Genomic DNA, 26,299 nt, shown 5'->3' on the forward strand with positions numbered 1-26,299 from the left:
TGCGCGGTGTCTTCACGCTTATACGCAGTCGCCCTGGTGCGCCGGCGTGTTGGCCACCTCCGCGCGAGGCGAGGCCCCGTCGCGTTCGCGACCATGCGCTTTCGCGCATGGCGCGGATGACACCAGCTTCGGGGTGTCGGGCCGCTGCGATTTCACGTCCGCAAGACGAGCGTTCGTCCGCACACTCGTCGCCGAGCATGCTGCGATCTCCCGCGGCCACCGCATCCCCGCCTCGCGTGTCGTGACGATCGCGCGCAACGCCCCTCTCGTTGAGGCGGGATGGCCGCAGATAAGCACATTTTCCGATAAGGCGAAAGCAGAATATTCTGGGAAAGAGAAATTTTATTCGGGTTACGGGCGTGCTGTTGACGGTGAACGGCGCGCCCGGCCGTTGCGCGCGGGATGGGAGGTTCCGTTGCGTGGGTTCCGGGTGCCTCATTCGACGTCGAGGTTCCATTCGCCTTGTTAGTAGTTCCCTCATCGTCCTCCTCAATCCGGCGTTAAGGTGCCGGCCACATGGTGACGGCGAGGGGAAATGCCGATGTCCGATCACCATCACGACGATGCGCGCCGCCTGGAGACGCTGGCGGAACTCGATATTCTGGACACGCCGCGCGAGCACGCCTTCGACCGTCTGACCGGACTCTGCCGGAAGATCTTCGACGTGCCGATGGCCACGCTGACATTCATCGACGGCCATCGGCAGTGGTTCAAGGCGGTGGACGGCATGGCCGATCGCGAGGGCGAGCGCCGGCCGGCGTTCTGCAACTACGCTATTCGCGAGAACGAGCCGCTGATCGTTCCGGACACGCATCTCGACCCGCGCTTCGCGGACAATGTGCTGGTGCACGGCCGGCCGTTCCTCCGCTTCTATGCCGGCGCGCCGCTGCGGATCGGCGGCGTCAACGTCGGGACGCTCTGCGCGATGGACACCAGGCCGCGCGCGTTCAGTGCGCATGAGGTCGCGATCCTCGAAGATCTTGCAGCGATCGCGATCGACGAGCTGATGCTGCGCAATCTGAGCATGCGCGACAGTCTCACCGGCGCCCTGTCGCGCCGCGCCTTCCGCGGTGAAGGCGAGCGCCTGCGGGCGCTTGCCGAGCGGCACGGGCACAAGCTGACCTGCGCACTGCTCGACATCGATCACTTCAAGTCGGTCAACGACCAATATGGTCACGCGGTCGGCGATCTCGTGCTGTCGAAGGTGGTCGAGGCCTGCCGGGCCGTGTTGCGGGAGTCCGACGTCATCGGTCGACTGGGTGGCGAGGAGTTCGGCATCGTCTTGCCGCATGCGAGCTTGGCCGACGCCATGGCGGTGCTCGAGAAGCTTCGCGCCACGGTCGCGGGCCTCTCGATCGAGAGCCCATGCGGGGCCATCCGGGTCACCGCCAGCTTCGGCGCGGTGGATTTCATGCCGGGGATGCCGTTCGACACCATGCTGGAGCGTGCCGATCTCGCGATGTACGCGGCCAAGAACAATGGCCGCAACCAGGTCATCGCCTGGGTGGAGGCCGCCCCGTCGGCCGCGCCGACGCTGCGGCGCGTCTTCAAGGCCGGACAGATCGCCTTCAACGCCGGACGTTCGACGTTCGACTGCACGGTCCGGGCCTTGTCCGAGAGCGAAGCCGCGCTGGACCTGATTTCGACCGCCGAACTGCCCGAGCACTTCAAGCTCGCCATCGCCAGCGACGGCTTCTCCCGCGCCTGTCGCCTGACGGCACGCTCCGACAAGCGCATCGAGGTCGCGTTCGTGTAGTTGAGCCGCGCGGCCCAGACCTGCAGTGGTCCGATCACATTGCGGCCGGAGCGGCGTGTCCGCGGTCGGCGTGACGCCGACGCGGGTGAGGGCGTTTGACAATCTCCCGGGAGGTCAGTTTACTTGATCGCGTAAGTTGACAGGAGGCTCGCATGCATCTTCGTCACTTGATGGCTGCGGCGGCGGTCGTGCTCGCCTCGGCGCTTGCCACGCCGGTTCTGGCGAACGACTTCTTTGCCAACGATATCGACCGTCCCGGCGGCGACTATCGCAGCTTCGATACGTTCGACGACGCGCAATCCTGCCGGCAGACCTGCAATCGCGAGCTGCCGCGCTGCCGCGCCTGGAGCTACGTCAAGGCGCCGACCTCCTGGCACGGGCTGCAGCAGCCGCCGGCGCGCTGCTGGCTGAAGTCGGTCGTGCCGCGGGCGCGCGCCAATCCCTGCTGCATTTCCGGCATTTCCGGCGGCCAGCGGATCGATTAGGGGCGCTTCGCAGCCCGGATGGGCCTTGCTGCACGTTGTGACATCGCTCGTCGCTGGTCAGAAATGAGTTGCGCACCTCAAAAATCGCGCTAAGTTCCTCAACCCGAAGGGGAGGAGCATGAACGCACCGCTGACATTGCGGGACATTGCGCGGCAGGCGGGCGTCAGCCTCGCCACGGTCGATCGCGTCCTGCACAACCGGCCGGGCGTGCGCCCGGATACGGTGCGGCGCGTCAAGGACGCCATGGCGCGCAGTGCGTTCCAGCCGCATGCCGCGGCCTCCGAACTGGCCCGCGCGCGGTCCAGGCGCTTCGCCTTCGTGATGCCCGCGGGCGTCAACCTGTTCATGCAGCAGATCGTGGCGCATCTCGGCGAGCTTTCGAACTGGATGGCCGCGCGCCGGCTGTCGGCCGATGTCGTCACCACCGATGTGTTCGATCCCGCGGTGCTGGCGGAGAAGCTCGATGATCTCGTCGGCCGGGTCGACGGCGTGGCCGTGGTCGCGCTCGACCATCCCAATGTGCGCGCCGCCATCAACGACCTCGTCGAGTCCGGCGCCAAGGTGGTGACCCTGGTGTCGGATGTGCCGTCGTCGCGGCGGCATCATTACGTCGGCATCGACAACATCGCGGCCGGGCGGACCGCCGCCGGATTGCTCGGGCGCTTCGTCGGCGGCCGGTCCGGGCGCGTCGCGATCGTCGCCGGCTCGCAGGGGCTGCGCGACCATGCCGAGCGCATCTTCGGCTTCAGCCAGGTGATGTCGGCCGAATATCGGCAGCTCGAAGTGTTGCCGGTCGCCGAGGGCCACGACGTCGACGAACGCTCGGAAGAGCTGATGCGCAAGGTGCTGGCCGAGCATCGCGACATCGTCGGTCTGTACAATGTGGGGGCCGGCACCGCGGGCGTCGCCAAGGCGCTGACCGAGTCCGGCCGTGCCGGCGAGATCGCCTTCGTCGGCCACGACGTGACGGCGGTGACGCGCAAGCTGCTTCTGAACGGCGTGATGGATGCCGTGATCTCGCAAAATCCTGGACATGAGGCGCGCTCAGCGGTGCGCGTGCTGCTGGCGCTGGCGCGCGGCGAGCCGCTGTTGAGCGAGCAGGAGGCGATCCGCATCGACATCGTGATGCGGGACAATCTGCCGTGAGCCGGCCGGCCGCGGCAGCCGCGGCCGGCCGATCACGGAACGAAACAATGACTGGGCCGAGGTCCCGAAGCGACGCAGATCGCGCGACGGCCTGGGGCTCGTGTGGGAGGAGTGAGGCGTGTTTCTCGGACTGGATGTCGGCACATCCGGCGTGAAGGCCGTGCTGGAGGACGAAGCGGGCGCGCTGGTCGCGAGCGCCGGCCGTCCGCTGGCGCTGTCGCATCCGCAGCCGCTGTGGTCGGAGCAGAATCCGGATCACTGGGTCGAGGCCAGTATCGGCGCGATCGATGATCTCGCCGCGCGCCATCCGGGCGAGGTGTCGGCGGTGCGCGGCATCGGCCTGTCCGGCCAGATGCATGGCGCGACCCTGCTCGGCCGCGACGGCCGGCCGCTGCGGCCCGCGATCCTGTGGAACGACGGCCGCTCGCAGGCCCAATGTGCCGAGCTCGAGCGCCGCTGCCCCGAATTGCACGCGATCGCCGGCAATCTCGCGATGCCCGGCTTCACCGCGCCGAAGCTCGTCTGGGTTGCCAAGCACGAGCCCGCGATCTTCGCGGCGGTGGCGAAGGTGCTGCTGCCGAAAGCCTATGTGCGCTACCGGCTGTCCGGCGAGATGGCCGAGGACATGTCGGATGCGGCCGGCACGCTGTGGCTCGACGTCGGCGCGCGGCGCTGGTCGGAGACGCTGCTGGCGGCAACCGGCCTCGGTCTCGATCACATGCCGCGACTGGTCGAGGGCAACGCGCCGAGCGCGGTGCTGTCGCGTGCACTGGCGCAACGCTGGGGCATGAGCGGCGAGGTCGTGATCGCCGGCGGCGCCGGCGACAATGCCGCGAGCGCGATCGGGCTCGGCGCGATCACGCCGGGCGATGCGTTCCTGTCGCTCGGCACCTCGGGCGTGCTGTTCCGCGTCACCGATCGCTTCGCGCCGGCGCCTGAGGCGGCCGTGCATGCGTTCTGTCACGCGCTCGGCGGGCTGTGGCATCAGATGGGCGTGATGCTGTCGGCCGCGGCCTCGCTGTCCTGGCTGGCGCGCATCCTCGCGACGCCGGAGGCGGCGCTGCTGGCGCCGCTCGGCAGCAGCGTCGATCGCCCGAGCCCGGTGCAGTTCCTGCCTTATCTCGATGGCGAGCGCACGCCGCACAATGATGCGCATGCGGCCGGTGCCCTGGTCGGCCTGCGCAGCGCCGCCTCGCGCGAGGATCTCGTGCAGGCCGTGCTCGAGGGCGTCGGCTACGCCGCACGCGACATGCTGGCCGCGCTCGGCCGCAGCGCGCAGCAGATCACCGCGCTCGATCTCGTCGGCGGCGGTTCGCGCTCCGTCCTGTGGGCGCAGATCATGGCCGACGTGCTCGGCGTGACCGTGCACCGCGTCGAGGAGGGCGAGGTCGGCGCCGCGATCGGCGCCTCCAGGCTCGGCCGCCTCGCCGCGACCGGCGAAGCGCCCGCCGATGTCTGCCGCAAGCCGCGGCGGCTGCAGAGTTTCGAACCCCGCGCGGCGCAGCGCGCCGCCTATGACGATGCCTATGCGCAATGGCGCAAGCTCTATCCGGCTCTCAAGGAGTGTCACCCGTGAACGTCCAGGCTCCCTTCTTCCAGACCGGCGCGACCATCGCCTTCGGCGGCTCCGAGTCGCGCAGCCCGCTGTCGTTCCGCTGGTACGACAAGGACCGCCTCATCCGCGGCAAGCGCATGGAGGATCATCTGCGCTTCGCCGTCTGCTACTGGCATTCGTTCTGCTGGCCGGGCAGCGATCCGTTCGGCGGCGAAACCTTCCTGCGGCCGTGGCAGCATGGCGACGACATCATGGCCATGGCGCGCGCCAAGGCCGATGTCGCGTTCGAGCTGTTCCGCCTGCTCGACGTGCCGTTCTTCACCTTCCACGACGTCGACGCCGCGCCGGAGGGCGCGACGCTGAAGGAATCCGTCGCGAACCTCAACGCCATCGCCGACCTGTTCGAGCAGAAGATGGCCTCCGCCAAGGTGCGGCTGCTGTGGGGCACCGCGAACCTGTTCTCGCATCGCCGCTACATGGCGGGCGCCGCGACCAATCCCGATCCCGACGTCTTCGCCTATGCGGCGGGACAGGTGCGCGCCGCGCTCGAGGTGACGCACCGCCTCGGTGGCGCCAACTACGTGCTGTGGGGCGGCCGCGAGGGCTATGAGACCCTGCTCAATACCGACATGAAGCGCGAGCTCGACCAGCTCGGCCGCTTCGTCGCGATGGTCGTCGAGCACAAGCACAAGATCGGCTTCAAGGGCCCGCTGCTGATCGAGCCGAAGCCGAAGGAGCCGACCAAGCACCAGTATGATTTCGACGTCGCCACCTGCTACGGCTTCCTCAAGCGCTACGATCTGCTGGCCGACGTCAAGCTCAACATCGAGCAGAACCATGCGATCCTCGCCGGCCATTCGTTCCAGCACGAGATCGCGCTGGCCCAGGCGCTCGGCGTGTTCGGTTCGCTCGACATCAACCGCGGCGACGACCTCCTGGGCTGGGACACCGACCAGTTCGCGATGAACGTGCCGGAGCTGGCGCTGGTGTTCCACGACATCCTGAAAGGCGGCGGCTTCACCACCGGCGGGCTGAACTTCGATGCCAAGATCCGCCGGCAGTCGATCGACCCGGATGATCTCTTGCACGCCCATGTCGGCTCGATGGATGCGTGCGCGCGGGCGCTGATCGCGGCCGACGAGATGCTCACCGACAGCGCGCTGACCGCGCCGCTCGCGCAGCGCTATGCCGGCTGGGACGGCGAGGAGGGGCAGGCGATCCTCGCCGGCCGCCGCTCGCTCGCCGAGCTCGCCGACCGCGCCATCAAGACCGGCCTCGACCCGCAGCCGCGCTCCGGCCGGCAGGAGTTCCTCGAAAGCGTGGTGAACCGTTATGTCTGACGACAGCAGCCTGCACACGCCGAACACCGCGGCCGGTGACGCCGCCGCGGCCGCGGCCACGCCGCCGGTGCTCGAGCTCAAGGGCATCGGCAAGCAGTTCGGCGCGATCCGCGCGCTGCACGGCGTAGATCTCACGATCAGTCCCGGCGAGGTCGTCGGCCTGATGGGCGACAATGGCGCCGGCAAGTCGACCCTGGTGCGCATCATCGCCGGCAATTTTCCGCCGAGCCAGGGCAGCATCCATTTCGGCGGCCGCGAGGTGCATTTCCATCGCCCGATGGATTCGCGCAACGTCGGCATCGAGGTCGTCTATCAGGACCTCGCGCTGGCCAACAATCTCACCGCCGCCGCCAACGTGTTCCTCGGCCGCGAACTCCGGCGCAATTTCGGTCCGCTCAGGCTGCTCGACCACAAGGGCATGGAGGCGCGCGCGCTCGAACTGTTCCGCGAGCTGCGCTCGGAGACCCGGCCGCACGACCTCGTCAAGGACATGTCGGGCGGCCAGCGCCAGGCGGTGGCGATCGCGCGCACGCGGCTGTCCAACGCCAGGCTGGTGATGATGGACGAGCCGACCGCGGCCATTTCCGTGCGCCAGGTCGAGCAGGTGCTGAGCCTCATTCATCGCCTGAAGGAGCAGGGCATCGCCGTGATCCTGATCTCGCACCGCATGCCCGACATCTTCGCCGTGTGCGATCGCGTCGTGGTGATGCGGCGCGGCGAGAAGCGGGCCGACAAGCCGATCGCCGAGACCAGCCCCGAGGAAGTCACCGCGCTCATTACCGGCGCCAAGGAGGCGGCGTGATGTCCGTTCCGTCCGAGACGAGCCCCGCGAGCCCCGAGGTCACCTTCACCAATGTCGGCGCGGCGCGCTGGTGGCACCGTGGCGTGTTCGCGTCGCAGACTGCCTATGTGACCCTGGCGCTGGCCGCGCTCATCGTGGTGATGAGCTTCGCCAGCCCGTATTTCCTCACCGAAGGCAATCTGCAGAACGTCGCCAAGAACTTCTCGTTCATCGCGATCGCGACGCTTGGAATCACCTTCGTGATCATCACCGGCGGCATCGACCTGTCGGTGGGATCGCTGATGTGCTTCGCCGCGATGATCACCTCGATGGTGATGACGTCGCTGTCGACGCCGGGCATGCCGCTGTCGTCGCTGTTCGTGCATCTCGCCGCCGACGGCAAGACCGTGGTCGCCAACGTGCCCGGGCTGATCCTGATCGTCTCGGTGCTGGCGGGCCTCGTCGTGTCGCTGATCGTCGGCCTGATCAACGGCGTCTGCGTCGCGCTGCTCGGCCTGTCGCCGTTCGTGACCACGCTCGGCATGCTGTCGATCGTGCGCGGCCTCGGCTACGTCATCTCCAACGGCAAGGGCAGCTTCCCCGGCGGCCCCGATGCCGATTATTTCTACGCACTGACGCAAGGAGATGTGTACGGCGTGCCCGCGCCGTTCATCTATCTCATCCTGCTGGCGCTGTTGATGGCGCTGGTGCTGCATCACACCACCTTCGGCCGCCACGTGTTCGCGATCGGCGGCAACGAGAAGGCGGCGGAGCTGACCGGCGTCTCGGTGCCGCGCGTCAAGATCGAGGTCTATGTCGTCGGCGCGCTCGCAGCCGGCTTGCAGGGCATCATCATCTCCGGCTGGCTGGGATCGGCGCCGGCCAACATGGCGACGTCCTACGAGCTCAACGTGATCGCGGCCGCCGTGATCGGCGGCGCCAATCTCGCCGGTGGCATCGGCGGTCCGCTCGGCGCCATCGTCGGCTGCGTGCTGCTGGAAGTGATCCGCAACGGGCTCGTGCTGGCGCAGGTCAACTCCTACTGGCAGCAGACCTTGGTCGGCGTGATCATCATCGCCGCCGTGCTGGTCGATCGCATCCGCGCGCGCCTGTTGTGACGGGATACTGGCCGGGATGAGACTGTGCGTCTATCCGCGCCCGGCACAGACAATCATCAGGGATAGACGATGAGGAGGGAAACCATGAAGAAGCTGCTGTTCGCGGTCGCATCGCTCGCGATCCTGATGGGCCCGGCCCAGGCCGAGACCAAGTACCGCTTCGCCATCGTGCCGAAGGCGATGAACAATCCGTTCTTCGACGTCGCGCGCGACGGCTGCATGAAGCGCGCCAAGGAGCTCGGCAATGTCGAGTGCATCTACAAGGGCCCGGTCGAGCACGAGCCGGCGACGCAGGCGCAGATCATCCAGGACTTCATCACCCAGAAGGTCGACGGCCTCGCGATCTCCGTCGCCGACGTCGCGGCGATGACCAAGTCGATCGACGCGGCGACCGCGGCCGGCATCCCGGTCATCACCTTCGATGCCGACGCGCCGGGCTCCAAGCGCCTCGCCTATATCGGCACCAACAACAAGGACTTCGGTCTCGCGCTCGGCAAGCAGCTGCGTGAGCTGCGGCCCGACGGCGGCAAATATGCCGTGGTCTCCGGCGGTCCCGGCGCCAAGAACCTGGCGGAGCGTGTCGACGGCGTCCGCGAGGCGCTGAAGGGCTCGAAGTGGACGGAAGTGGCGGGCTCGCCGACCTTCTGCAACGACGATCCGGCGCTCGCCGTGCAGCAGATGGCCGACCTGCGCACCGCGACCCCGGACCTCGGCGCCATCGTGCCGATCGGCGGCTGGCCGATGTTCGCGCCCGAGGGTTACAAGGCCTTCGTCAACAAGAACAAGAAGGACATCGACGCCGGCAAGCTGACGCTGGTCGTCGCCGATACCTTGAAGATGCAGCTCGAGCTGCTGCGCGACGGCTATTCCAACGCGCTCACCGGCCAGCGTCCGTTCGAGATGGGCGAGAAGTCGATGGACACGCTGCTCGCGATCAAGAAGGGCGAGAAGGTGCCAGAGATCATCTACACCGGCCTCGACCTCGTCACCAAGGACAACGTCGCCAAGCTGTTGAACTGATCAAAGTTCCTCCCGGGGAAAACCTGGCGGTCCGGCGTCCGGCTTCGGCCGGCGACCGGGCCGCCCTTTTTGTTTGCGGCGGGCTTTGCCGCAGGGGCCCGGCAGCGAAGACAGCAGCGTGCTGCTTTGCTTCGCGACGTAGGCCACGTTGCCGATCGTCTCCACAATTGTCATCGTCCGCGCAGGTGGACGATCCAGTATCCGGAGGCGCCCGTGATCGATCGAGAGGCCGCGGCGGACCGGATCATCCGCCTGCGCGGATGATGACAGCGGTGGCGAAGGCGCGCCGCATGGCTCAAGTTGACAACGAATGATATCTGACCTAAGTCAGATATCATGCTCGATCCGGTCGCCCGCGTCCGTCGCTTCAACCGCGCCGTCACCTCCGAGGTCGGTGCGCTCGACACCTCCTTTCTCGGCCGCGGCCGGCCGCTCGGCGCGGCCCGCGTGCTCAATGCGATCGGCCATGGCCGCAGCGACGTTGCGGACCTGCGCGACTATCTCGCGCTCGATTCCGGCTTGATGAGCCGCTTCCTGCGCAGCCTGGAGGAGGAGGGGCTGGTCACGACGAAGCCGCATCCGGATGATGCGCGTCGCCGCATCGCCAGGCTCACCGCTGCCGGACGGCGCGAGTTCGACGCCTATGAGACGCTCTCCAATGCGCAGGCCTCCGCGATGCTGGCGCGCTCCAGCCGGCGCGAGGCGCTGCTCGCCGCGATGGACATGGTCGCCGCCGCGCTCGGCCGCGACCGCATCCGCCTCGACGAGGTCGATCCGCGCGGCGATCCGGCGCGCTATTGCCTCGGCGAGTACTACGCCGAGCTGTCGCGCCGCTTGGCGCGCGGCTTTGACGTCGCGCTGTCGCGCGATCCCGACGCGCTCGACATGATGGCGCCGCGCGGCGCGTTCTTTGTCGCGCTGTCCGACGGGTTGCCGCTCGGCTGCGTCGGGCTGAAGGGCTCGGGCGGCGCGATCGCCGAGATCAAGCGCCTCTGGGTGGCCCCCGCCGCCCGCGGCCTCGGCCTCGGCAGGCGGCTGATGGACGCCGCCGAGACGGCGGCGCGCAAGCTGTCGATCGCGACGCTCCGGCTCGACACCAACAGCGCGCTCGGCGAGGCCCAGCAGCTTTATCGGACCACCGGTTGGACCGAGATCGATCGCTTCAACGACGATCCCTATCCGGACCTGTTCTTCGAGAAGGATCTGTGAGCCCGGCTCGGCCGGCGCGTTCATCGAGTTGACGCGCAATCGAGAGAAGCGCCTTGGCCGTCTCGACCGGATTGAGCGTGGGATGAAGATGGGTGCCGCTCAGCCGCTCGACCGGCCAGCCACGCCGCTGCGCTTCGGCGGTCGCATGATCGTAGATCGGCGATGTCTGGACGAACCCGGCCGGGATATGATCCCACGGGGCCAGCTCGACCCAATCGTCGAACCAGTCGACGGTCATGATCGGCAGACCGTTCTCGAAGCTCGCCAGCGCAGCAGGATCCTGCGCAAGACGATCCAGACCAATGAGTGCAGTGCGTTGCGGATCGGCTGAGAACCAGCGTGACCAGATCGGCAACGATCCGTTTCTTCCCGCGCGGGTGCGGATGAAATCACGAAGGGCAGGCCGAACCGGCGGCGCACGGCCTCGCGTCGGCGGGATGTCGCCATCCACGATAATGATCGAGCGGGCCGGCACCAGCGTTGCAAGCTCGGCGACCAGCACGCTGGCGGAGCTGTGGCCGACCAGGATCGGCGCGTCCCACCGTTCGACGCGATCGAGCAGGCGTCCGGACCAGGCACGCCAGGCGGGCGGAGCCGAGCAGTGCGCGAGCAGGTCAGGGACCTGCACCGACCGGCCCGCCTGACGCAGATGATCGGCCGTAGGCTCCCAGCTCGAGGCGCGTACCATCGGGCCAGCGATCAGGATGAAATGCTCGCTCATGCCGCCTTGGACCAGCAGCGCAACGGCACGATCACCGGCAGGAGTTTCATGTCGTCGCTCCGACCAGCGCCACCTTCATGTCGCGTGCCTCATAGACGCAGCTGTTGTCCGCGAGCACGCGCCCGTCGGCGAGGCCGAGCACGAGACGTCCGCGCCTGACCTGGCGCATGTCGACCTCATAGCGTACGCAACTCGCCTCCGGCGTGATCTCGCCGCGGAAGCTCACCTCGCCGACGCCGGTGGCGCGGCCCTTGCCGGGCGAGCCCGACCAGCCCAGCCAATAGCCCACCATCTGCCACATCGCATCGAGGCCGAGGCAGCCCGGCATCACGGGATCGCCGCGAAACAGGCAGTCGAAGAACCACAGCTTCGGCGTGATGTCCAACTCGGCGACGATGCGCCCCTTGCCGTAGCGGCCGCCGTCGAGGCTCAATTCGGTGATCCGGTCCATCATCAGCATCGGTGGCGCCGGCAGCTGCGCATTGCCCGGACCGAAATAGCCGCCGTCGCTCGACCGGAGCAAGTCCTCCTTGGTGTAGGACGATTGCGGCACGTGAAAGTCGCGAGGATCGGGCAAAGCGCTCTCCGGTTCTGCAATCGGCCACCTGCGGGCGCAGTGCCTGACGGCGGTTCCCGTAGAGGATGGGAGTGCCGCGGGGGCGTTTCAAGCCGAGCCTGTAAATTACGGCAGAAGGAGTCGGTCAGGCGATTCAGTTGCCCAGCCGTCAGAGCGGAAACAGCCGCTCGAATTCGCGCAGCCCGCTCTGGCTGAACAGCACGGCGCGACTATCCTTGTCCCGGCGCGCCCACTTGAGCGCGAACAGGCGCGTCAGATAGGCTGAGCCGAGGCGGCCGGCGAGATGGTCTCTGCGTTCGCTCCAGTCCAGGCAGCTGACGCAAGCCACTCTGTCCTTTGCTTGCAGCTGGTCCAGGTCGATACCGAACCGTTCGGTGAACGTCCGCCCGGCGCTCGTCAGCGTGACATGATCGCCGCTGCGCTGAAGCAGTTGGCGACGCAGCAGGCTCTCATACAGCTGCACCCCGCGGGCGCCGGCGAGATGGTCGTAGCAGACGCGCGCGGTGCGCAACGCCGGATCGCGCGGGCCAGTGCGCACGCGGCTGTGGCCGGTGCGCGCCGCCAGCAGCATCAAGGTCTCTAGGGTGTGAACGACGTCCTCTCCGGACAGTCGTACATAACGGTGGCGCCCTTGCCGGACGGAGACGAGCAGCGCGGCCCGTTCGAGCTTGGTCACGTGGGCGCTTGCGGTCGGCAGACCGATGCTGGCCGACCGGGCAAGCTCGCTCACCGTCAGGGCACGACCGTCCATCAGCGCGCTGAGAATGTTGGCGCGGGCAGGATCGCCGATCAGCGCAGCAATGGCAGCGAAATTCGGACCGTCCTTCATGGTGTGACCGATAGCGAAGCGTGGTCGCGGATTCAACGCCTATAACTATCGAGACGCACCGCAGGAAGGATTGAAACACGATGTTACGAGATGATGAAGGCAGGAGCGTCCTGCAGCTGGCCTTGAAGCAGGCTCTCGCGCATGTGAGCCAAGGCGATACGCGCCCGGTCGCAGCGACCGCGTCGCTCGACGACCTTCGAAGGCGGATCGGACGTGCGCTCGCCGATCATGGAGTGCCTGCGGACGATGTCATCGCTGACCTCGTCCGCGACGTCGAGGGCGGCATTCTCGGCAGCGCCAGCGGGCGCTTCTTCGGCTGGGTGATCGGTGGAACGTTGCCGGCCGCGCTCGCAGCCGACTGGCTGGTGTCGGCCTGGGATCAGAACGCTGCGATTCACGCCTGTGGTCCGGCCGTCGCGGTCATCGAGGAGATCGCGGGCGCCTGGTTGAAGGAGTTGTTCGGCCTGCCGGCGAATGCGAGCTTCGCATTCGTCACCGGCACGCAGATGGCGCATGTCACCTGTCTCGGTGCCGCACGCCACCGGCAGCTTGCGCGACTCGGATGGGACGTCGAGGAAAACGGCCTGTTCGGCGCGCCGCCACTGCGGGTGATCACGAGCAGCGAGCGGCATGGCTCGGTCGAGCGCGCGCTGCGCATGCTCGGCCTGGGAAAGAACGCGGTTCAATCCGTGCCCTGCAACGACGCGGGCCAACTCGAGCCGTCCGCACTCGAGCAGGCGCTCGCCGCGGGCGACAGGCCGGCGATCGTGATCCTGCAGGCGGGCGATCTCAACATCGGCGCGTTCGATTCCTTTGCCGAGTTGATCCCGATCGCTCACGCCCATGATGCCTGGGTGCACGTCGATGGTGCGTTCGGTCTGTGGGCTGCCGCGAGCCCGCGTCATCGCCATCTGCTGCGCGGCGTCGAGCTGGCGGACTCCTGGACCAATGACGGCCACAAATGGCTCAACACGCCGTTCGATTGCGGCTATGCGTTCGTCGCCGAGCCAGGTGCCCATCGCGGCGCTTTCTCGCACCGGACGAGCTACACGATGTTCGTCGACGGCGCGCGCGATCAGATCGACTGGACGCCGGAATGGTCGCGCCGTGCCCGGGCGGTGCCGACCTATGCGGCGATCCGTCAGCTCGGTCGCATTGGCATCGCCGATCTCGTTGAGCGGAGCTGCGGGCATGCCCATGCGCTGGTGAGGCGGATCGGCGCGCTGCCCGGCGCGGCTGCGCTGCGGGAGCCCGTGATCAATCAGGGGCTGGTCCGGTTTCTCGATCCCCGCGCCGGCGCGACCGAGCGCGATCATGATCGGCGAACCGACGCCGTCATCGCGGCGATCTGTGCCACTGGCGAGGCGTTCTTCGGCGGGACGACGTGGCGAGGCCTGCGGTGCATGCGCGTGTCGGTCTGCAACTGGCAGACAAGCGAGGCGGACGTCGACCGCGCCGTCACGGCGGCCCGGCGGGTGCTGAATGAGCTGGCAGACCGGGGAGCATGAGCCATTCGGATCCGCGCCGATCGACGGGAACGGCGATCAGTGCCGCGCATGCCGCAGCCATGCGAACGTGTTTGGCAGCGCGGCCTCAGTCGCTCTCACCCGACGTCGACCATTGAACCGGCCCCCACCGGCCCGCGTCTGAGAGAAACGGACCAAGTTCCGGACCCGCGGACCTCCGCGGCCGGATCGGCGTTAATGGCTCGGCAACGGCTTGATGAACGGAATGTGCGGGTGGGCGAATCAAGAGAAGGAGCGACGACGTTGCGTCCTGCCGTGCTCCAGAATTCGACACAATCTCGGCTCGACGCGCGTTGCAGCGCTGGTGAGATTTCGCCTCACTTCACCCCAACACATGTTCGAGCTTATAAATGGCCGAGCATGGCTCGCGCAGGGCGCAGATGAACAGCATTGAATCGGGACACGGCATGGTGACACGATCCACGGGAGCTCGGGCCATCGCAACAGTGCAGGGGCGGGGAGCGGCGTTGATGGCGCTTGCGGCGGTGACGGCATGGGCTCTGCTCCCAAGCGGCGCCGGTGCCCGGCAGGCCCGGCCGGCGCCCGTGACCGAGGCGACGGCACCGCGCGCCCATGGCGACCCGATCATGGCGATCGTGTCGATCAAGACCCAGAAGGTCACCTTCTACGACTCCGAGGGCTGGATCTGGCGGGCGCCGGTCTCGACCGGCGTCTCCGGCCGCGAGACGCCGGCCGGCGTGTTCGCGATCATCGAGAAGGACAAGGACCACCACTCCACGCTCTATGACGACGCCTGGATGCCGAACATGCAGCGCATCACCTGGAACGGCGTCGCCCTGCATGGCGGGCCGCTGCCCGGCTACGCCGCCTCGCATGGCTGCGTCCGCATGCCCTACGGTTTTGCCGAAAAGCTGTTCGACCGGACCTGGATCGGCATGCGCGTGATCATCGCGCCCGGCGATCCCGTTCCGGTGGAGTTTTCGCATCCCGCCCTGTTCAATCCGAGCACGGAGGCGCTGGCCGCCGCGCCCTCGCGCGCCGCGACCCTGAGCCGCGAGGCCGAGGACGCCGCGAAAATCGCTGACGAGGCCAAGGCGGCCGCAGCGGCGGCCGAGCGCGACGCCAAATCGCTCAAGGCCTCGCTGCGCAAGCTGGAGCAGGCCAAGATTCGGGCCGAAGCCGAGCTGAAATTGGCCGACAAGAAGCTCGCCGCCGCCAAGACCGATCAGGCCAGGGCGCAAGCCGATGACATCAAGCAGAAGGCCGCGGCCAAAGCGACCGAGGCGGCGACGCAGTTCGAGGCCGCGAAGACGGACGCGACCGCCAAGCTCGCCGCGGCAGCCACGACCAAGGATGCCGCGAAGGCGGCGGCGGCGAAGAAGTCCGAGACCAGCAAGGCGGCCACCGAGGCGAAGCTCGCGGGGGAACCGGTGTCGGTCTACATCAGCCGGTCGACGCAGATGCTCTATGTCCGCCGCAACACCCACAAGCCGGCGCCCGACGGCGGCGGCGAGGTGTTCGACACCTCGATCGAATCGCCGGTCACGATCCGCGATCCCGACCGGCCGATCGGGACGCACATCTTCACCGCCGTGGCGCAGAACGGCGCCGGGCTGCGCTGGACCGCCGTCACGATCGACGACGGCGACGACGCCAAGGATGCGCTCGACCGCATCACGATTCCGAAGGATGTGCTGGCCCGGATCGCGCCGACGGCGGTGCCGCGCTCCTCGATCATCGTCTCCGACGAGCCGCTGTCGAGCGAGACCAATTATCGCACGGAGTTCGTGGCGGTGCTGAGCAATCAGCCGCAGGGCGGCTTCGTCACGCGGCGGCCGACCACCAATGTCGACGTGGCGAGCGGGGACGGCTACGACGATGGCTTCGGCAATTTCTTCCAGCGCAGCTGGGACGGCCAGCCCGTGGCGCCGCCGCGCCGGCGTGGCCCACCGGTCTACTACCGGCCGGTGCAGCCGAGCTGGTGGTAGCCAGCCGGGCCGCTCGATGACCGCGCCCGGAGCGCGGTCATGCGCGTCATGAGCCGTTCGAACGCGCCTAGTTGCGGCCCGCCGGCACCACGCCGGGCCACTGCATCACGAACGGCTGGGCGAGTTGCGGCTCGGCCTCTGCAGCACGCGCGATGCGGCGGACGCGATGCCGGGGCGTACGGCTGATCGAGCTCGTGGCCTCGCGGGCGGTCTCGATCCGCGCGACCTGCTGGCGGATCTCGCCGGTGGTGGTCCGAAGCTGGTCGATGCCGATCTCGTTGTTGGCGGCGGCCGCGCGCAGTCCGCTCAGCTCGGCCGACGTGTCCTCCTGCGCGCTGCGCAGGCGGATGGCCTGCCGCTTCAACAGCGCGATGTCGGATTCGATCTTGTCGGCGGCGTCGCGGCGGCGCGCCTCGCTGTCGTCGGCGGCGGTGCGCAAGGTCGCAAGGCCGGTCTCGGCGCTGGTGAGGCTGGCGCGCAGCTGGATCAACTCGCCGGATGCATCATTCTGCCGGTCGCGGAGCCGCGCAGTCTCGGACTTGAGCTGGTTGATCTCCGAGGTCAATGCGGCGACGCGCGTCTCCAGCGACGGCGAACGCTCCATCGAAAAAGAGAGGCTCTGGGCTCCCCCGCCACTCCACCAGATCACGCCGACGCTCGCGGCGAGCGCCAGGCTCATGACAATACGCAGGGAGGATGCTCCGCTGCTCGGCGGGACGTCCGGTGTCTTGGTGGGCTTCTGCATGAGAGGTCTCCGGGATTCGATTGAGACCATTATGACCATATTAAGGTTGCCAATGTTCTAAGCGCGGCGGGTTCGCGCGACATTCGAGCCACGTAGATTTGCGGGGCGCGCGCGCAGATGGCATCTGCGCTCAACTACCAAGACATGCGTTTCAAGATGTTTTTTGTTCGTGACGCAATCTAAAGTCGTGGCACGGACGGCGACGAATGCCATACGAGTCGTCTCGATCGAGATGGACGGCTGTCCGTCCGTGAGTTTCACCCTGCCCAAAAACACTTCGCACGCTGTGCCGATCATGATCTAACTCGCAGCCATGTCCGACACCCCGAACCATGTGGCCGCACGGCCCTTCGAACAGCTCGCCGAGGCGATCCGGCATCGCCGCTCCGTCTACGGCCATATCAGCGGGCTCAGGATGGAGCGCTTCGCGCCGGGCGAGGCGTGGTCGACCCTGCCGTATCGCGACGTCTTCGTCGGCGACAGCGACACCGGCGTGATTCACGGCGGCGTCGTCACCGCAATGCTCGACGAGAGCTGCGGCATGGCGGTGCAGCTCGCGCTCGACGGCGCCAGCGCGATCGCCACGCTCGACCTGCGCATCGACTACCAGAAGCCGGCGACGCCCGGCCTCGACATCAAGGCGCACGCCGTGTGCTACCGCGTCACCCGCTCGATCGCCTTCGTGCGCGCCACTGCCTATCAGGAGGAGGAGAGCGAGCCGGTGGCCACCGCGACCGCCTGCTTCATGATCGGCGCCAACCGCACCAACATGCTGACCGACAGGCCGGTCTTCACCGGCGCGCCGCCGCCGCTCGAGGCGCCCGACGATGCCACGGGACTGTTTGCCAACAGCCCCTTCGCGCGCTGTCTCGGCATTCGTCCGGCCGACGACGGCACGCTGCTGATGCCGTTCTCGCAGCAGATCATCGGCAATTCCGTGCTCCCCGCGATCCATGGCGGCATGACCGGCGCGTTCCTCGAGACCGCTGCGATCGTCACCGTGATGCGCGAGCTCGGCGTCGCCCCGCCGAAGCCGATCGGCCTCACCATCAACTATCTGCGCTCAGGCCGCGCCCTCGACAGCATCGCTTCAGCGGCCATCGTGAAGCAGGGCCGCCGCGTGGTCGCGTTCGAAGCGCGCGCCTGGCAGGACGATGCGGACAAGCCGATCGCAACCGCGTTCGGTCACTTCATGCTGCGGCCGGCGCCGGGACAGGAGCAGGACTGACAAAGGGACGCGGCTCTGATCCTAACCGCGCCAGGCGCGATCACGGCTGGCGCAGGATCTTGTCCATCGCCTTTCCGCGCGCCAGCTCGTCGATCAGCTTGTCCAGATAGCGGATCTCGCGCATCGTCGGCTCCTCGACGTTCTCGACGCGCACGCCGCAGATCACGCCGGTGATCAGCGAACGCGCCGGATTCAGAGCGGGCGCCCGCGCGAAGAAGGTTTCAAAGTCGGTTTGCTGGTCCAGCTGGGCGTCGAGCTCCGGTTGATCATAGCCCGTCAGCCAGCAGATGATCTGATCGACCTCGGCCTTGCTGCGGCCCTTCCGCTCCGCCTTCGCGACGTAGAGCCGGTACACGCTCGCGACGCTCGTCGTGTAGATGCGGTGTTTTGCCATGGGCGCTCCCCGTCGTCGCTTCGTAGCACGGCGCAGCCCGCTCGTGCACGTTGGAACCACGGCGCCTAGCCCGGCAGGAACATCGGAAACGACACGCCGATCGCCCACGCCAGGATCAGGCCGAGGCCGAGGCCTGCGGCCGCGGGTGAGCCGGTCCTGCGGCCGACGCAGCCGCCGATCAGGCCGAACACGATGAAGAACAGCACGATGACGGGGATGATGATCAGCAGGAAGAACAGCCTGCGGAGGTCGAGCGCGACCGCGCCGCCGAGCGAGGCGAGGAAGGCGGTCCTGATCCAGAGCGTTCGCCACAGCGCGGCGTGGCCGCCCTGGTTGGCGATGCCATCGGCCAGCATGGCCGGCACGGCGCCGACGGCGATCGCGGCGATGATCGGCACCCGCGCGGCGATCGGCATGAACGACGCGACATAGCGGTCGAGCGCGCCGCCGAAGATGGCGATGCCGTAGACGGCGAGCGCCAGCGCCGCGGTCCATGCCACGCGGCCGAAGCGAATACCCAGCAAACGCAGCAGCGCCAGCGACAGCGCGCCATAGACGAACAGATGAACCGCGAGATAGTCCGCGACCAGCACGGGCAGGAAGCGCGTATTGACGAATCTCAGCACGAGCGGCGTCACCACCGCCGGCACCAGGGTGGCGATCCCCAGGCTGCGCAGCGGAATGGGCGCCGGTGGCGCGCCTGTCGGCAGCAGTTCGGCGAGCGGCCAGGCCAGCAGCACGATGCCGGCGAACAGCAGCGCAATCGCATGACCGGTCGTGGCCGCCGGGACCGTGCTGGTGCGGCCGAACACCCGGTCGAGCCAGTCGCGCGCCTCGCGCAGGGCCGTCGTCGAATACAGCACGCTGACATGCTCGACGCCCGGCGCCACCACGGCGCGGCGGCCGCCGCAGGCGGGATCGCCCACCGTGTCGCCTTCGCCGGCCGAGGGATCGGCGAGCCTGAGATTGCGCAGGGCATCGTGCCGCAGCGCCGTTTCCCATTCGCCGGTGATAATCAAGAGATTGCGCGGCGCGCTCGCGGTGACGGCCTCGGAGAACATCGAGATCGCCACCGTCGCGGCGATGCGCGGGTCGGCGAGCGCCTGGCGGACGATGATGTCGGAGGCCATGGAGTGCCCGAGCAGCGCGACGCGGCCGTCGGTCCCGGGCAAGGCGAGGGCGGCATCGGTGACGCGGCCGATCTCGCTCATCAGCTTGCGGGTGGTGCCGTCGACCCGCGTGACGTCGCCGGACATCGGCGTCGGATTGCGGCCATGGCCTTCGAAATCGAACGAGACCGCGACGTAGCCGGCCCGCGCCAGGGTCAGCGCGTAGGCCTCCATGAACTGGCGCGAGCCGGCGAAGCCGTGGGCGATCACCACGACCGGCGCGGCCGCTTCGCCGTCGCGCCGGTAGACGGAGATCGGCGTCGTGCCGGCCTGGAGCGGCGTGATGGTGATGCCGTCGCGCGCGCCTTCGAGCTGCCAGACACCGGCGAGGCCAAGCGCGAGGCCGACCAGCGCTGCCGCCAGGAGAACAATGCCGCGCATCCCGATCGTGTTTCGTCCGCGCGGCGCGCCGTCCATGACCTGCTCCTTGCCGGCCGACCCTAGCGCATGGATCCGCCGGGTGACAGCGTCGGGGCTCGCGATGGCCCGCATTGGCGCATGGCCGCCATCGAACGAAGCCTGCGCCGCTTCGTTGACAAGCCCCGCAACAGCCATATTCGTTGAAGGCCGAAGGAGAGCCCATGAAACCGGACGTGATCTGCCTGATGGCCTCGAGCGTCGATGGCCGCACCTTGCCGAGCCGCTGGCGCCCGAAGGCATCCGGCGACCTGTTCGAGCAGGTGCACGACCAGCTCGGCGGCGACGCCTGGCTGATCGGCCGCGTCACCGGCCAGGAATTCGCCAAGGGCACCGCCTATCCGGCGACGACGGCCGAGCGTTTCCCGCGCGAGAATTGGATCGCCAGGCGCGATGCCAAGGCGTATGGCATCGTGCTCGATGCTCACGGCAAGATCTGCTGGGGCCGGTCCGATATCGGCGGCGATCCGATCGTGGTCGTGCTGACCGAAGCGGTCTCGGATGCGCATCTCGCGGGCCTGCGCGGCGAGGGCGTGTCCTACATCTTTGCCGGCGCGACGCAGCTCGACCTCGCCGTCGTGCTCGACATCGTCGCGCGCGAGCTCGGCGTGAAGCGGCTGCTGCTCGAGGGCGGCGGCGGCGCCAATGGCGCCTTCCTGCGTGCGGGGCTGGTCGATGAGTTCAACCTCGTGCTGTGTCCGGCGATCGACGGCGCCAAGGGCGCGCCGAGCGTGTTCGACTCGCCCGAGAGCGAATCCGGCGCGCGGGCGCCGGTCACCGCGATGACGCTCGAAAGCACCCGGGCGCTGCAGGGCGGGGCGCTGTGGCTGCGCTACAAGATCACCAATGCGACGGCCATGCCGTCCCAGGCCAGCCATGGCTGAGAAACGCGATCACATCATCGTTGTGGGCGCCGGCGCCGCGGGCCTTATGGCCGCGCGCGAGCTGGCGTCCGGCGGCCGCAAGGTGACGCTGCTGGAAGCGCGCGAGCGCTGCGGCGGGCGCATTCATCCGCTGGCCGAGAGCACGTTCGGATACCGGGCCGATGCCGGGGCCGAGTTCATCCATGGCGAGGCGCCGGTCACCACTCGGCTGCTGGCCGAGGCCGGCCTGTCGGCACAGCCGATCGAGGGCGAGCGCTGGCATGTCGAGAACGGCGTGCTCTCGCGCCGCGATCCCGCCGACCGGCAGATGGAGCTGTTGCATCGGGTGCTGGCGACGATCGAGCAGGATCTCACCGTCACGGCGCTGCTCGATCGTCATTTCGCCGGCCAGGAGTTCGCAGGCTTGCGCGCCTCCGTGCTCGGCATGGTGCAGGGCTATGACGCCGCCGATCCCGATCGCGCCAGCGTGTTCGCGCTGCGCGAGGAGTGGATGGGCGGCGAGCGCGGCGGGCAGGCGCGCATCGTCGGCGGTTACGGTTTGCTGCTGGATCATCTCGTCGCCGAATGCCGCGCGCGCGGTGTCAGCTTCGCGTTTCAATCCGTGGTCACGGCGATCGAGAGCACGGATGATGGCGTCGATGTCCGCTGCGCCGATGGGCGCGCGCATCGCGGCGACGTCGTCATTCTCACCGTGCCGCTGCCGCTGCTGCGGGGCCTCGCGCTGCCGTCGTCGATGCACAGGCAGGTGGCGGCCGCGGCGGACATCGGCTACGGCAACGTCATCAAGCTGCTGCTGCGCTTCGAGCGGCGGTGGTGGACGGCGATGCCGGACCACGATCTCTCCGACATGCTGTTCCTGCTCTCGAACGCCGAGGTGCCGGTGTGGTGGACGCAGCATCCGCGCGACGATGCGGTGCTGACGGGCTGGCTCGCGGGACCGCCGACGGGCCGCTTTGCTGCGCTCGACGAGACGATGCTGATCGAGACGGGGCTTGCGGCGCTCGCCGGCATCTTCGCCAAGCCCGTGACGGTGCTTCGGCAGGAGCTCGCCGCCGCCCGGGCGTTCGACTGGTCGAAGGACCCGTTCGCGCGCGGCGCCTATTCCTATGCGACCCTGGCGACGCGGGGCGCGCAGGACGTACTGACGGACTGGGATGGCGGCCCCGTGCTGATCTCCGGCGAGGCGCTGTACCGCGGCCGCGACATCGGCACGGTCGAGGCCGCGCTGGCGAGCGGACTTGCGACGGCGCGTCACGTTCTCGCGCGCTGATCGCGCGGTCCGCTGCGTGATTTGTCGCGAGAACGTCACATGTGTCGTGTGCGCGTCACAAGCGCGTTAGCCAATGCTGTTAGTTGATACCCCATTCAAAAAGACCGCGCGGGTTGCGCGACGATGGGGGGCATCACATGCGATCGAGGAATTTTCACGACGCGCTGTCGGGCGCAGCGCTCGCCATCCTGCTTGCTTCCGTGGCCATTCCTGCCCACGCCGATGATCGCGATCCGCGCGGCGATCGCTCCTATCGCGATCACGACGACGATCGTGACCGTGATCACGAGCGTCGCCGCGGGCCGCGCGTGGTGCTGATCTCGCTCGACGGCGCCAAGCCCGATTTCATCGAAAAGTTCATCGCGCAGGGCGTACTTCCGCGCGACGGCGGGCTGGCGCGGCTGAGCCGCCGCGGCGCGGTGGCGAAGCAGAACGTGACGGCGTCGCCGTCGCTCACGGCGGTGTCGCATATCGAGATCGCCACCGGCTCCACCTCGGTCCACAACGACATTCCATCCAATACATTCCAGGCCATCGCCGCTCCGATCACCTCCAGCATCAGCGGCTTCGCCGCGCCGATCGGCGGCTACCGGCTGAGCCCGCTCGGCCCGAGCCCGCAGCCGACCGCGGCCCCGCTGTGGGTGCAATTGCGCCAGCACGGCAAGAAGGTGGTCACCGCGACCTGGCCGGGCGGCGACGGCGCCGACATCTCGATCAACAACACCGTGGTGCAATCAGCGCAGCCGACCCGCGTCACCGACTACACGGTCCCGTTCGGTGCGTTCGGCGGCCTGTCGGCGCAGGGCTTCTCGCTGTCGCGCAGCGACTTCGTGTCGGATCCGGCGGTGATCGCCGCGCTGCAGTCGGCGGGCCATTCGTCCTACAGCCCCGTGCTGGTCACGGCGGCGCCGATCGAGACCTTCTCCTGCGCCTCCGCTGCGCCCGCGACCTGCACGGCCGCCGCGACGCTCGACCAGAAATACGCCATCCGCGTCGCCGCGATCGATACCACCAATGACGGCCAGGTGAATTACGACACGCTGGTGTTCTTCGACACCACCCGCGGCATCACCGCCGGGCCGTTCCAGGCGCCGTCGACCGGACCGGCTTTCGCCAGGCTCGGCGGCGAGAACGCGCCGTTCTTCTTCGAGGGCAGCGGCGCCAAGGTCGGCACCGCCTATTTCGTCTCGGCGCTGGCGCCCGATCTCTCGACCGTGCGCTTCGCCCGCTATGGCGCCAACTACATCCCGCGCAACGCGCCCGTGCTGGCCGACGTCGACGACATCAATGAGAACATCGGCTTCTGGCGGCCACAGGCCGATTTCCGCATTCCGGAGCGGCTCAGCCCGGGCTTCACCAGCTTCCCGGACGTCGAGATCGAGGCGATGTTCGAGGACATGGTGAAGACCTTCGTGCGCTACCAGGCCGCGATCGGCGAGCGCGCCATCCGCAAGCACCCCGACGCGGACCTCGTGATGATCTATATCGAGCAGCCCGACGGCTCCGAGCACCAGTTCCTGCTCACCGATCCGCGTCAGGGCACCAACCCGAAGGACCCGAACTCGACCGGCGCCAACCAGGACCCCGCCAAGGTCGCGCGCTACGCTTCCTACATCAAGGCGGCGTATCAGGCGGCCGACAAGGCGGTGAAGCGGATCAGTGAAACAGCCGGTCGCGACAGCAACGTCATGGTGGTGTCCGATCATGGCTTCGCGCCGTTCCACACCTCGGTCAGCATGCTCAACATCCTGCGCAATGCCGGCATCGACACCACCAAGCTCGCGATCCGCACCTCGGGTCCGGCGGTCAACATCTACGTCAACCTGCAGAACCGTGAGGCGGGCGGCACGGTCGACCCGGCGAGCTACAATGCGCTGGTGACGCAGGTCGCCAATGCCGTGAAGAGCGCGACCGATCCCAACCCGAAGTTCAACGCCTCGCTGAAGGACGGCCGCCTGTTCACGGTGGTCGAGAGCCGGCCGCTGCAATGCGACGCCGGCACGGGGCTCTGCACCAGCAAGACCATCGGTCAGGATTTCGGCGACGTGTTCGCGCTGATGGCGCCGGGCTACAATTTCGACGGCATCCAGAACCCGGGTGTCGCGCGCCTCGGCGATGCGCCGTTCAATGCGACCACGACGACGCTGTCGATGCCGAACTTCTACGGCGCCCACGGCCACGATCCGGAGATCGCGGAGATGAGCGCGACCTTCATCGCGGCCGGTCCCGACATCCGCGAGGGCACGACGATCCGGCGGATGCGCAACATCGATGTGGCGCCGACGATCATGCGGATTCTCGGCGTGAAGCCGCAGCAGGTCGACGGCGAGGTGCTGCATCAGATCCTGCGTTGAGGATCACGCCGGTCTTACACGGTCACCGGCATGTGCTCGGCGGCGGCGGCGAGGCTCGGCGCGACCACGATCTCGAGCTGCTGGCGCAGCCAGCGGTGCATGGGATCATCGTGGTGGCGCAGGTGCCAGACCATGTACATCGGCATGGCGGGGCAGGGGACCGGCACTGGTGCGACGGCGAGGCCGCGCAGCATGTAGGCGCGCAGCAGGCTCGGCAACGTCGCGATCATGCGGCTGCCGCGCAGGAACGGGCCGATGCCGCCGAAGCCCGGCACCTGCGCGACGAAGCGCCTGACCAGGCCGCGCTCGGCCAGCACCTCGTCGATGTCGAGCCGCCGGCGCGGCTCGTAGACGACGGTGACATGATCGCTGGCGAGGTAGTCGTCCAGGCTGCGCGGCGGCTCGCGCTGGCTCGCATCGTAGAACACGCGGTAGCTGTCCTCGAACAGCCGCTTCTGCATGATGTCGCTGCCCTCGGGCGGACGCGGCGTGATGATCAGCTGGCAATGCTCCTCGCGCAGCATCTCCGGTGTCGGCGCGCCCGATTGGATCACGCGAAGGCTGAGGCCTGGCGCCTGCGCCCGCGCATAGCGCAGCAGCGAGGGCAGCAGCAGATCGCGCTGCAGATCGTTGGCGGCGATCGTGACCTGGGCGGAGATCTTGGCCGGCTCGAAGGCGGCGGCATGCGAGAAGCTCTGGAGATCGTCGAGCAGCGCGCGGGCACGCAGCGCCAGCAGCTGCGCATGCGCCGTCGGGACGATGCCGCGGCCCGATTTCACGAATAGCGGATCGCCGGTGATGGCGCGCAGCTTGTCGAGCAGATGGCTGACGGCCGATTGCGTCACGCCGAGCCGGTGCGCCGCGCGCGTCACCGACCCCTCCTCGATCACGGCGAGCAGCAGCTGCAGCAGATGGCCGTCGAGGTCCAAATGATCGAATTGGCTCATGGATCGGATCGGGCGGGCGGCCTTTATTGACGATGATCTCTGGCGATACTGGCGGGCATGGACCACGCCGCGTTTGATCCAGATCAATCGCGGCCGGTCAGAACGCTTTCAGGGGAGGTTGAAATGTCCGCCACATCGGCCCGGCAGCCCGTGCCCGGTACCACCATCTTCGACGGCGAGCAGGCCCGCAAGGGCTACGCCCTCAACAAGATGTGCTACTCGTTCAACGATGCCGCCAACCGCAAGGCGTTCGTCGCCGATGAGGACGGCTATTGCAGTAAGTATGGTCTCAACGACCAGCAGCGCGCCGCGATCAAGAGCCGCAACGTGCTCGCGCTGATCGAGGCCGGCGGCAACGCCTATTACCTCGCCAAATTCGCCGGCATCTTCGGGCTGGACATGCAGGACATCGGCGCGCAGCAGACCGGACTCACCAAGGACCAGTTCAAGGCCAAGCTTCTGGCGGCACGGGGGTAAGCATCATGGCAAAGATCGTCGGCAGCATCACCACGTCCCACGTCCCGGCCATCGGCGGCGCGATCGCCAAGGGGCTGCAGCAGGATCCGTATTGGAAGCCGTTCTTCGACGGCTTTCCGCATGTCCGCGACTGGCTCGCCAAGGTGAAGCCGGACGTCGTTGTGCTGGTCTATAACGACCACGGCCTCAACTTCTTCCTCGACAAGATGCCGACCTTCGCGATCGGCGCCTGCGAGAGCTACAGCAATGCCGACGAGGGCTGGGGCATTCCGCAGACCGCGCCGTTCAAGGGCGACAGCGAGCTGTCGTGGCACCTGATCGAGCATCTGGTGAAGGAGGATTTCGATCTGACCACCTGCCAGGAGATGGTGGTCGACCACGCCTTCACCCTGCCGATGGCG

Annotated in this window: 25 protein-coding genes; 17 read left to right on the top strand and 8 right to left on the bottom strand. The window is 67.9% G+C overall.

Annotated elements, in window-relative coordinates:
* The first annotated feature begins 541 nt into the window (after window positions 1–541).
* From BRAS3809_RS33680 to BRAS3809_RS33720, 9 genes are all read left to right on the top strand, one after another.
* Complete coding sequence (locus BRAS3809_RS33680; RefSeq protein WP_008966487.1) at window positions 542–1,756, top strand: sensor domain-containing diguanylate cyclase; 1,215 nt, start codon at window positions 542–544, stop codon at window positions 1,754–1,756.
* Between the two features lie 152 nt (window positions 1,757–1,908).
* The gene (locus BRAS3809_RS33685; RefSeq protein WP_008966488.1) at window positions 1,909–2,241 is read left to right on the top strand and encodes a PAN domain-containing protein; all 333 of its coding nucleotides are present in this window, start codon (window positions 1,909–1,911) and stop codon (window positions 2,239–2,241) included.
* 118 nt (window positions 2,242–2,359) lie between these two features.
* Complete coding sequence (locus BRAS3809_RS33690; protein WP_008966489.1) at window positions 2,360–3,388, top strand: LacI family DNA-binding transcriptional regulator; 1,029 nt, start codon at window positions 2,360–2,362, stop codon at window positions 3,386–3,388.
* A gap of 118 nt (window positions 3,389–3,506) precedes the next feature.
* Window positions 3,507–4,964 carry a xylulokinase gene (gene xylB, locus BRAS3809_RS33695; RefSeq protein ID WP_008966490.1) on the top strand — a complete coding sequence of 486 codons (1,458 nt, stop codon included), beginning with the start codon at window positions 3,507–3,509 and terminating at the stop codon, window positions 4,962–4,964.
* Window positions 4,961–6,283 carry a xylose isomerase gene (xylA, locus tag BRAS3809_RS33700; protein ID WP_008966491.1) on the top strand — a complete coding sequence of 441 codons (1,323 nt, stop codon included), beginning with the start codon at window positions 4,961–4,963 and terminating at the stop codon, window positions 6,281–6,283. The genes xylB and xylA overlap by 4 nt, the downstream gene beginning before the upstream one ends.
* Window positions 6,276–7,085, top strand: coding sequence for an ATP-binding cassette domain-containing protein (locus BRAS3809_RS33705; protein ID WP_008966492.1), 810 nt, complete (start codon window positions 6,276–6,278; stop codon window positions 7,083–7,085). Before xylA ends, BRAS3809_RS33705 begins: the two co-directional genes overlap by 8 nt.
* Window positions 7,085–8,182: an ABC transporter permease gene (locus BRAS3809_RS33710; protein ID WP_008966493.1), complete on the top strand. Its 1,098-nt coding sequence runs from the start codon at window positions 7,085–7,087 to the stop codon at window positions 8,180–8,182. The genes BRAS3809_RS33705 and BRAS3809_RS33710 overlap by 1 nt, the downstream gene beginning before the upstream one ends.
* A gap of 84 nt (window positions 8,183–8,266) precedes the next feature.
* Window positions 8,267–9,202, top strand: coding sequence for a sugar-binding protein (locus BRAS3809_RS33715; protein ID WP_008966494.1), 936 nt, complete (start codon window positions 8,267–8,269; stop codon window positions 9,200–9,202).
* 336 nt (window positions 9,203–9,538) lie between these two features.
* Window positions 9,539–10,411, top strand: coding sequence for a bifunctional helix-turn-helix transcriptional regulator/GNAT family N-acetyltransferase (locus tag BRAS3809_RS33720; RefSeq protein ID WP_008966495.1), 873 nt, complete (start codon window positions 9,539–9,541; stop codon window positions 10,409–10,411).
* On the opposite strand, the gene BRAS3809_RS33725 is transcribed toward BRAS3809_RS33720, so the two are convergent.
* The 4 genes from BRAS3809_RS33725 to BRAS3809_RS37565 all read right to left on the bottom strand — a co-directional run bounded on the left by BRAS3809_RS33725 (window position 10,365) and on the right by BRAS3809_RS37565 (window position 12,768).
* Complete coding sequence (locus tag BRAS3809_RS33725) at window positions 10,365–11,132, bottom strand: alpha/beta hydrolase family protein (protein WP_008966496.1); 768 nt, start codon at window positions 11,130–11,132, stop codon at window positions 10,365–10,367. The two genes, BRAS3809_RS33720 and BRAS3809_RS33725, sit on opposite strands and share 47 nt — an antisense overlap.
* Before the next feature lie 46 nt (window positions 11,133–11,178).
* Window positions 11,179–11,709: a bifunctional 3-hydroxydecanoyl-ACP dehydratase/trans-2-decenoyl-ACP isomerase gene (gene fabA / locus BRAS3809_RS33730; RefSeq protein ID WP_008966497.1), complete on the bottom strand. Its 531-nt coding sequence runs from the start codon at window positions 11,707–11,709 to the stop codon at window positions 11,179–11,181.
* Between the two features lie 148 nt (window positions 11,710–11,857).
* A complete protein-coding gene (locus tag BRAS3809_RS33735) occupies window positions 11,858–12,538 on the bottom strand; it encodes an ArsR/SmtB family transcription factor (protein ID WP_008966498.1) in 681 nt (226 codons plus the stop codon).
* Window positions 12,539–12,621: 83 nt separating this feature from the next.
* Complete coding sequence (locus BRAS3809_RS37565) at window positions 12,622–12,768, bottom strand: hypothetical protein (RefSeq protein WP_240535839.1); 147 nt, start codon at window positions 12,766–12,768, stop codon at window positions 12,622–12,624.
* Between the two features lie 3 nt (window positions 12,769–12,771).
* Between BRAS3809_RS37565 and BRAS3809_RS33740 the strand changes: the two genes are divergently transcribed.
* Window positions 12,772–14,046 carry a pyridoxal phosphate-dependent decarboxylase family protein gene (locus BRAS3809_RS33740; RefSeq protein ID WP_240535840.1) on the top strand — a complete coding sequence of 425 codons (1,275 nt, stop codon included), beginning with the start codon at window positions 12,772–12,774 and terminating at the stop codon, window positions 14,044–14,046.
* Window positions 14,047–14,471: 425 nt separating this feature from the next.
* Window positions 14,472–16,013, top strand: coding sequence for a L,D-transpeptidase (locus BRAS3809_RS33745; RefSeq protein ID WP_035660373.1), 1,542 nt, complete (start codon window positions 14,472–14,474; stop codon window positions 16,011–16,013).
* A gap of 67 nt (window positions 16,014–16,080) precedes the next feature.
* On the opposite strand, the gene BRAS3809_RS33750 is transcribed toward BRAS3809_RS33745, so the two are convergent.
* The gene (locus BRAS3809_RS33750) at window positions 16,081–16,758 is read right to left on the bottom strand and encodes a hypothetical protein (RefSeq protein WP_008966501.1); all 678 of its coding nucleotides are present in this window, start codon (window positions 16,756–16,758) and stop codon (window positions 16,081–16,083) included.
* Between the two features lie 313 nt (window positions 16,759–17,071).
* Here BRAS3809_RS33750 and BRAS3809_RS33755 point away from each other — a divergent pair, with 313 nt between their 5' ends.
* Complete coding sequence (locus BRAS3809_RS33755; RefSeq protein WP_008966503.1) at window positions 17,072–17,986, top strand: PaaI family thioesterase; 915 nt, start codon at window positions 17,072–17,074, stop codon at window positions 17,984–17,986.
* A gap of 40 nt (window positions 17,987–18,026) precedes the next feature.
* Here the strand turns inward: BRAS3809_RS33755 and BRAS3809_RS33760 are convergent, their stop codons facing one another.
* On the bottom strand, window positions 18,027–18,380 hold the full coding sequence (locus BRAS3809_RS33760) for a DUF2200 domain-containing protein (protein ID WP_008966504.1): 354 nt from the start codon (window positions 18,378–18,380) through the stop codon (window positions 18,027–18,029).
* Window positions 18,381–18,445: 65 nt separating this feature from the next.
* The gene (locus BRAS3809_RS33765; RefSeq protein ID WP_008966505.1) at window positions 18,446–19,966 is read right to left on the bottom strand and encodes an alpha/beta hydrolase; all 1,521 of its coding nucleotides are present in this window, start codon (window positions 19,964–19,966) and stop codon (window positions 18,446–18,448) included.
* A 164-nt stretch (window positions 19,967–20,130) separates the two neighbouring features.
* Here BRAS3809_RS33765 and BRAS3809_RS33770 point away from each other — a divergent pair, with 164 nt between their 5' ends.
* The 3 genes from BRAS3809_RS33770 (at window position 20,131) to BRAS3809_RS33780 (ending at window position 24,474) form a co-directional block, all read left to right on the top strand.
* A complete protein-coding gene (locus tag BRAS3809_RS33770; protein WP_008966506.1) occupies window positions 20,131–20,850 on the top strand; it encodes a RibD family protein in 720 nt (239 codons plus the stop codon).
* Window positions 20,843–22,120, top strand: coding sequence for a flavin monoamine oxidase family protein (locus tag BRAS3809_RS33775; protein ID WP_008966507.1), 1,278 nt, complete (start codon window positions 20,843–20,845; stop codon window positions 22,118–22,120). Before BRAS3809_RS33770 ends, BRAS3809_RS33775 begins: the two co-directional genes overlap by 8 nt.
* 137 nt (window positions 22,121–22,257) lie before the next feature.
* Window positions 22,258–24,474 (top strand): alkaline phosphatase family protein, encoded by a 2,217-nt coding sequence (locus tag BRAS3809_RS33780; RefSeq protein ID WP_008966508.1) that lies wholly within the window; start codon window positions 22,258–22,260, stop codon window positions 24,472–24,474.
* 14 nt (window positions 24,475–24,488) lie between these two features.
* On the opposite strand, the gene BRAS3809_RS33785 is transcribed toward BRAS3809_RS33780, so the two are convergent.
* A complete protein-coding gene (locus tag BRAS3809_RS33785; RefSeq protein WP_008966509.1) occupies window positions 24,489–25,421 on the bottom strand; it encodes a LysR family transcriptional regulator in 933 nt (310 codons plus the stop codon).
* Between the two features lie 123 nt (window positions 25,422–25,544).
* Here BRAS3809_RS33785 and BRAS3809_RS33790 point away from each other — a divergent pair, with 123 nt between their 5' ends.
* Window positions 25,545–25,898: a protocatechuate 4,5-dioxygenase subunit alpha gene (locus BRAS3809_RS33790; RefSeq protein ID WP_008966510.1), complete on the top strand. Its 354-nt coding sequence runs from the start codon at window positions 25,545–25,547 to the stop codon at window positions 25,896–25,898.
* Window positions 25,899–25,903: 5 nt separating this feature from the next.
* Window positions 25,904–26,299 (top strand): DODA-type extradiol aromatic ring-opening family dioxygenase (locus BRAS3809_RS33795; protein WP_035660368.1); only part of this gene is annotated, 396 nt, incomplete at its 3' end.

This window comes from Bradyrhizobium sp. STM 3809, assembly GCF_000239795.1.
Lineage (GTDB): Bacteria > Pseudomonadota > Alphaproteobacteria > Rhizobiales > Xanthobacteraceae > Bradyrhizobium.

Bases quoted from the DNA above. Each gene is read 5' to 3' on its own strand.
- BRAS3809_RS37565 (WP_240535839.1), bottom strand. From the start codon at position 12,768: ATGATCGGCGAGCGCACGTCCGATCCGCCTTCGAAGGTCGTCGAGCGA.
- BRAS3809_RS33750 (WP_008966501.1), bottom strand. From the start codon at position 16,758: ATGCAGAAGCCCACCAAGACACCGGACGTCCCGCCGAGCAGCGGAGCA.
- BRAS3809_RS33770 (WP_008966506.1), top strand. From the start codon at position 20,131: ATGAAACCGGACGTGATCTGCCTGATGGCCTCGAGCGTCGATGGCCGC.
- BRAS3809_RS33745 (WP_035660373.1), top strand. From the start codon at position 14,472: ATGGTGACACGATCCACGGGAGCTCGGGCCATCGCAACAGTGCAGGGG.
- BRAS3809_RS33735 (WP_008966498.1), bottom strand. From the start codon at position 12,538: ATGAAGGACGGTCCGAATTTCGCTGCCATTGCTGCGCTGATCGGCGAT.
- BRAS3809_RS33710 (WP_008966493.1), top strand. From the start codon at position 7,085: ATGTCCGTTCCGTCCGAGACGAGCCCCGCGAGCCCCGAGGTCACCTTC.
- BRAS3809_RS33680 (WP_008966487.1), top strand. From the start codon at position 542: ATGTCCGATCACCATCACGACGATGCGCGCCGCCTGGAGACGCTGGCG.
- BRAS3809_RS33720 (WP_008966495.1), top strand. From the start codon at position 9,539: ATGCTCGATCCGGTCGCCCGCGTCCGTCGCTTCAACCGCGCCGTCACC.
- BRAS3809_RS33755 (WP_008966503.1), top strand. From the start codon at position 17,072: ATGTCCGACACCCCGAACCATGTGGCCGCACGGCCCTTCGAACAGCTC.
- BRAS3809_RS33725 (WP_008966496.1), bottom strand. From the start codon at position 11,132: ATGAGCGAGCATTTCATCCTGATCGCTGGCCCGATGGTACGCGCCTCG.
- BRAS3809_RS33760 (WP_008966504.1), bottom strand. From the start codon at position 18,380: ATGGCAAAACACCGCATCTACACGACGAGCGTCGCGAGCGTGTACCGG.
- BRAS3809_RS33780 (WP_008966508.1), top strand. From the start codon at position 22,258: ATGCGATCGAGGAATTTTCACGACGCGCTGTCGGGCGCAGCGCTCGCC.
- BRAS3809_RS33785 (WP_008966509.1), bottom strand. From the start codon at position 25,421: ATGAGCCAATTCGATCATTTGGACCTCGACGGCCATCTGCTGCAGCTG.
- BRAS3809_RS33775 (WP_008966507.1), top strand. From the start codon at position 20,843: ATGGCTGAGAAACGCGATCACATCATCGTTGTGGGCGCCGGCGCCGCG.
- BRAS3809_RS33690 (WP_008966489.1), top strand. From the start codon at position 2,360: ATGAACGCACCGCTGACATTGCGGGACATTGCGCGGCAGGCGGGCGTC.
- BRAS3809_RS33765 (WP_008966505.1), bottom strand. From the start codon at position 19,966: ATGGACGGCGCGCCGCGCGGACGAAACACGATCGGGATGCGCGGCATT.
- BRAS3809_RS33685 (WP_008966488.1), top strand. From the start codon at position 1,909: ATGCATCTTCGTCACTTGATGGCTGCGGCGGCGGTCGTGCTCGCCTCG.
- BRAS3809_RS33715 (WP_008966494.1), top strand. From the start codon at position 8,267: ATGAAGAAGCTGCTGTTCGCGGTCGCATCGCTCGCGATCCTGATGGGC.
- BRAS3809_RS33705 (WP_008966492.1), top strand. From the start codon at position 6,276: ATGTCTGACGACAGCAGCCTGCACACGCCGAACACCGCGGCCGGTGAC.
- BRAS3809_RS33790 (WP_008966510.1), top strand. From the start codon at position 25,545: ATGTCCGCCACATCGGCCCGGCAGCCCGTGCCCGGTACCACCATCTTC.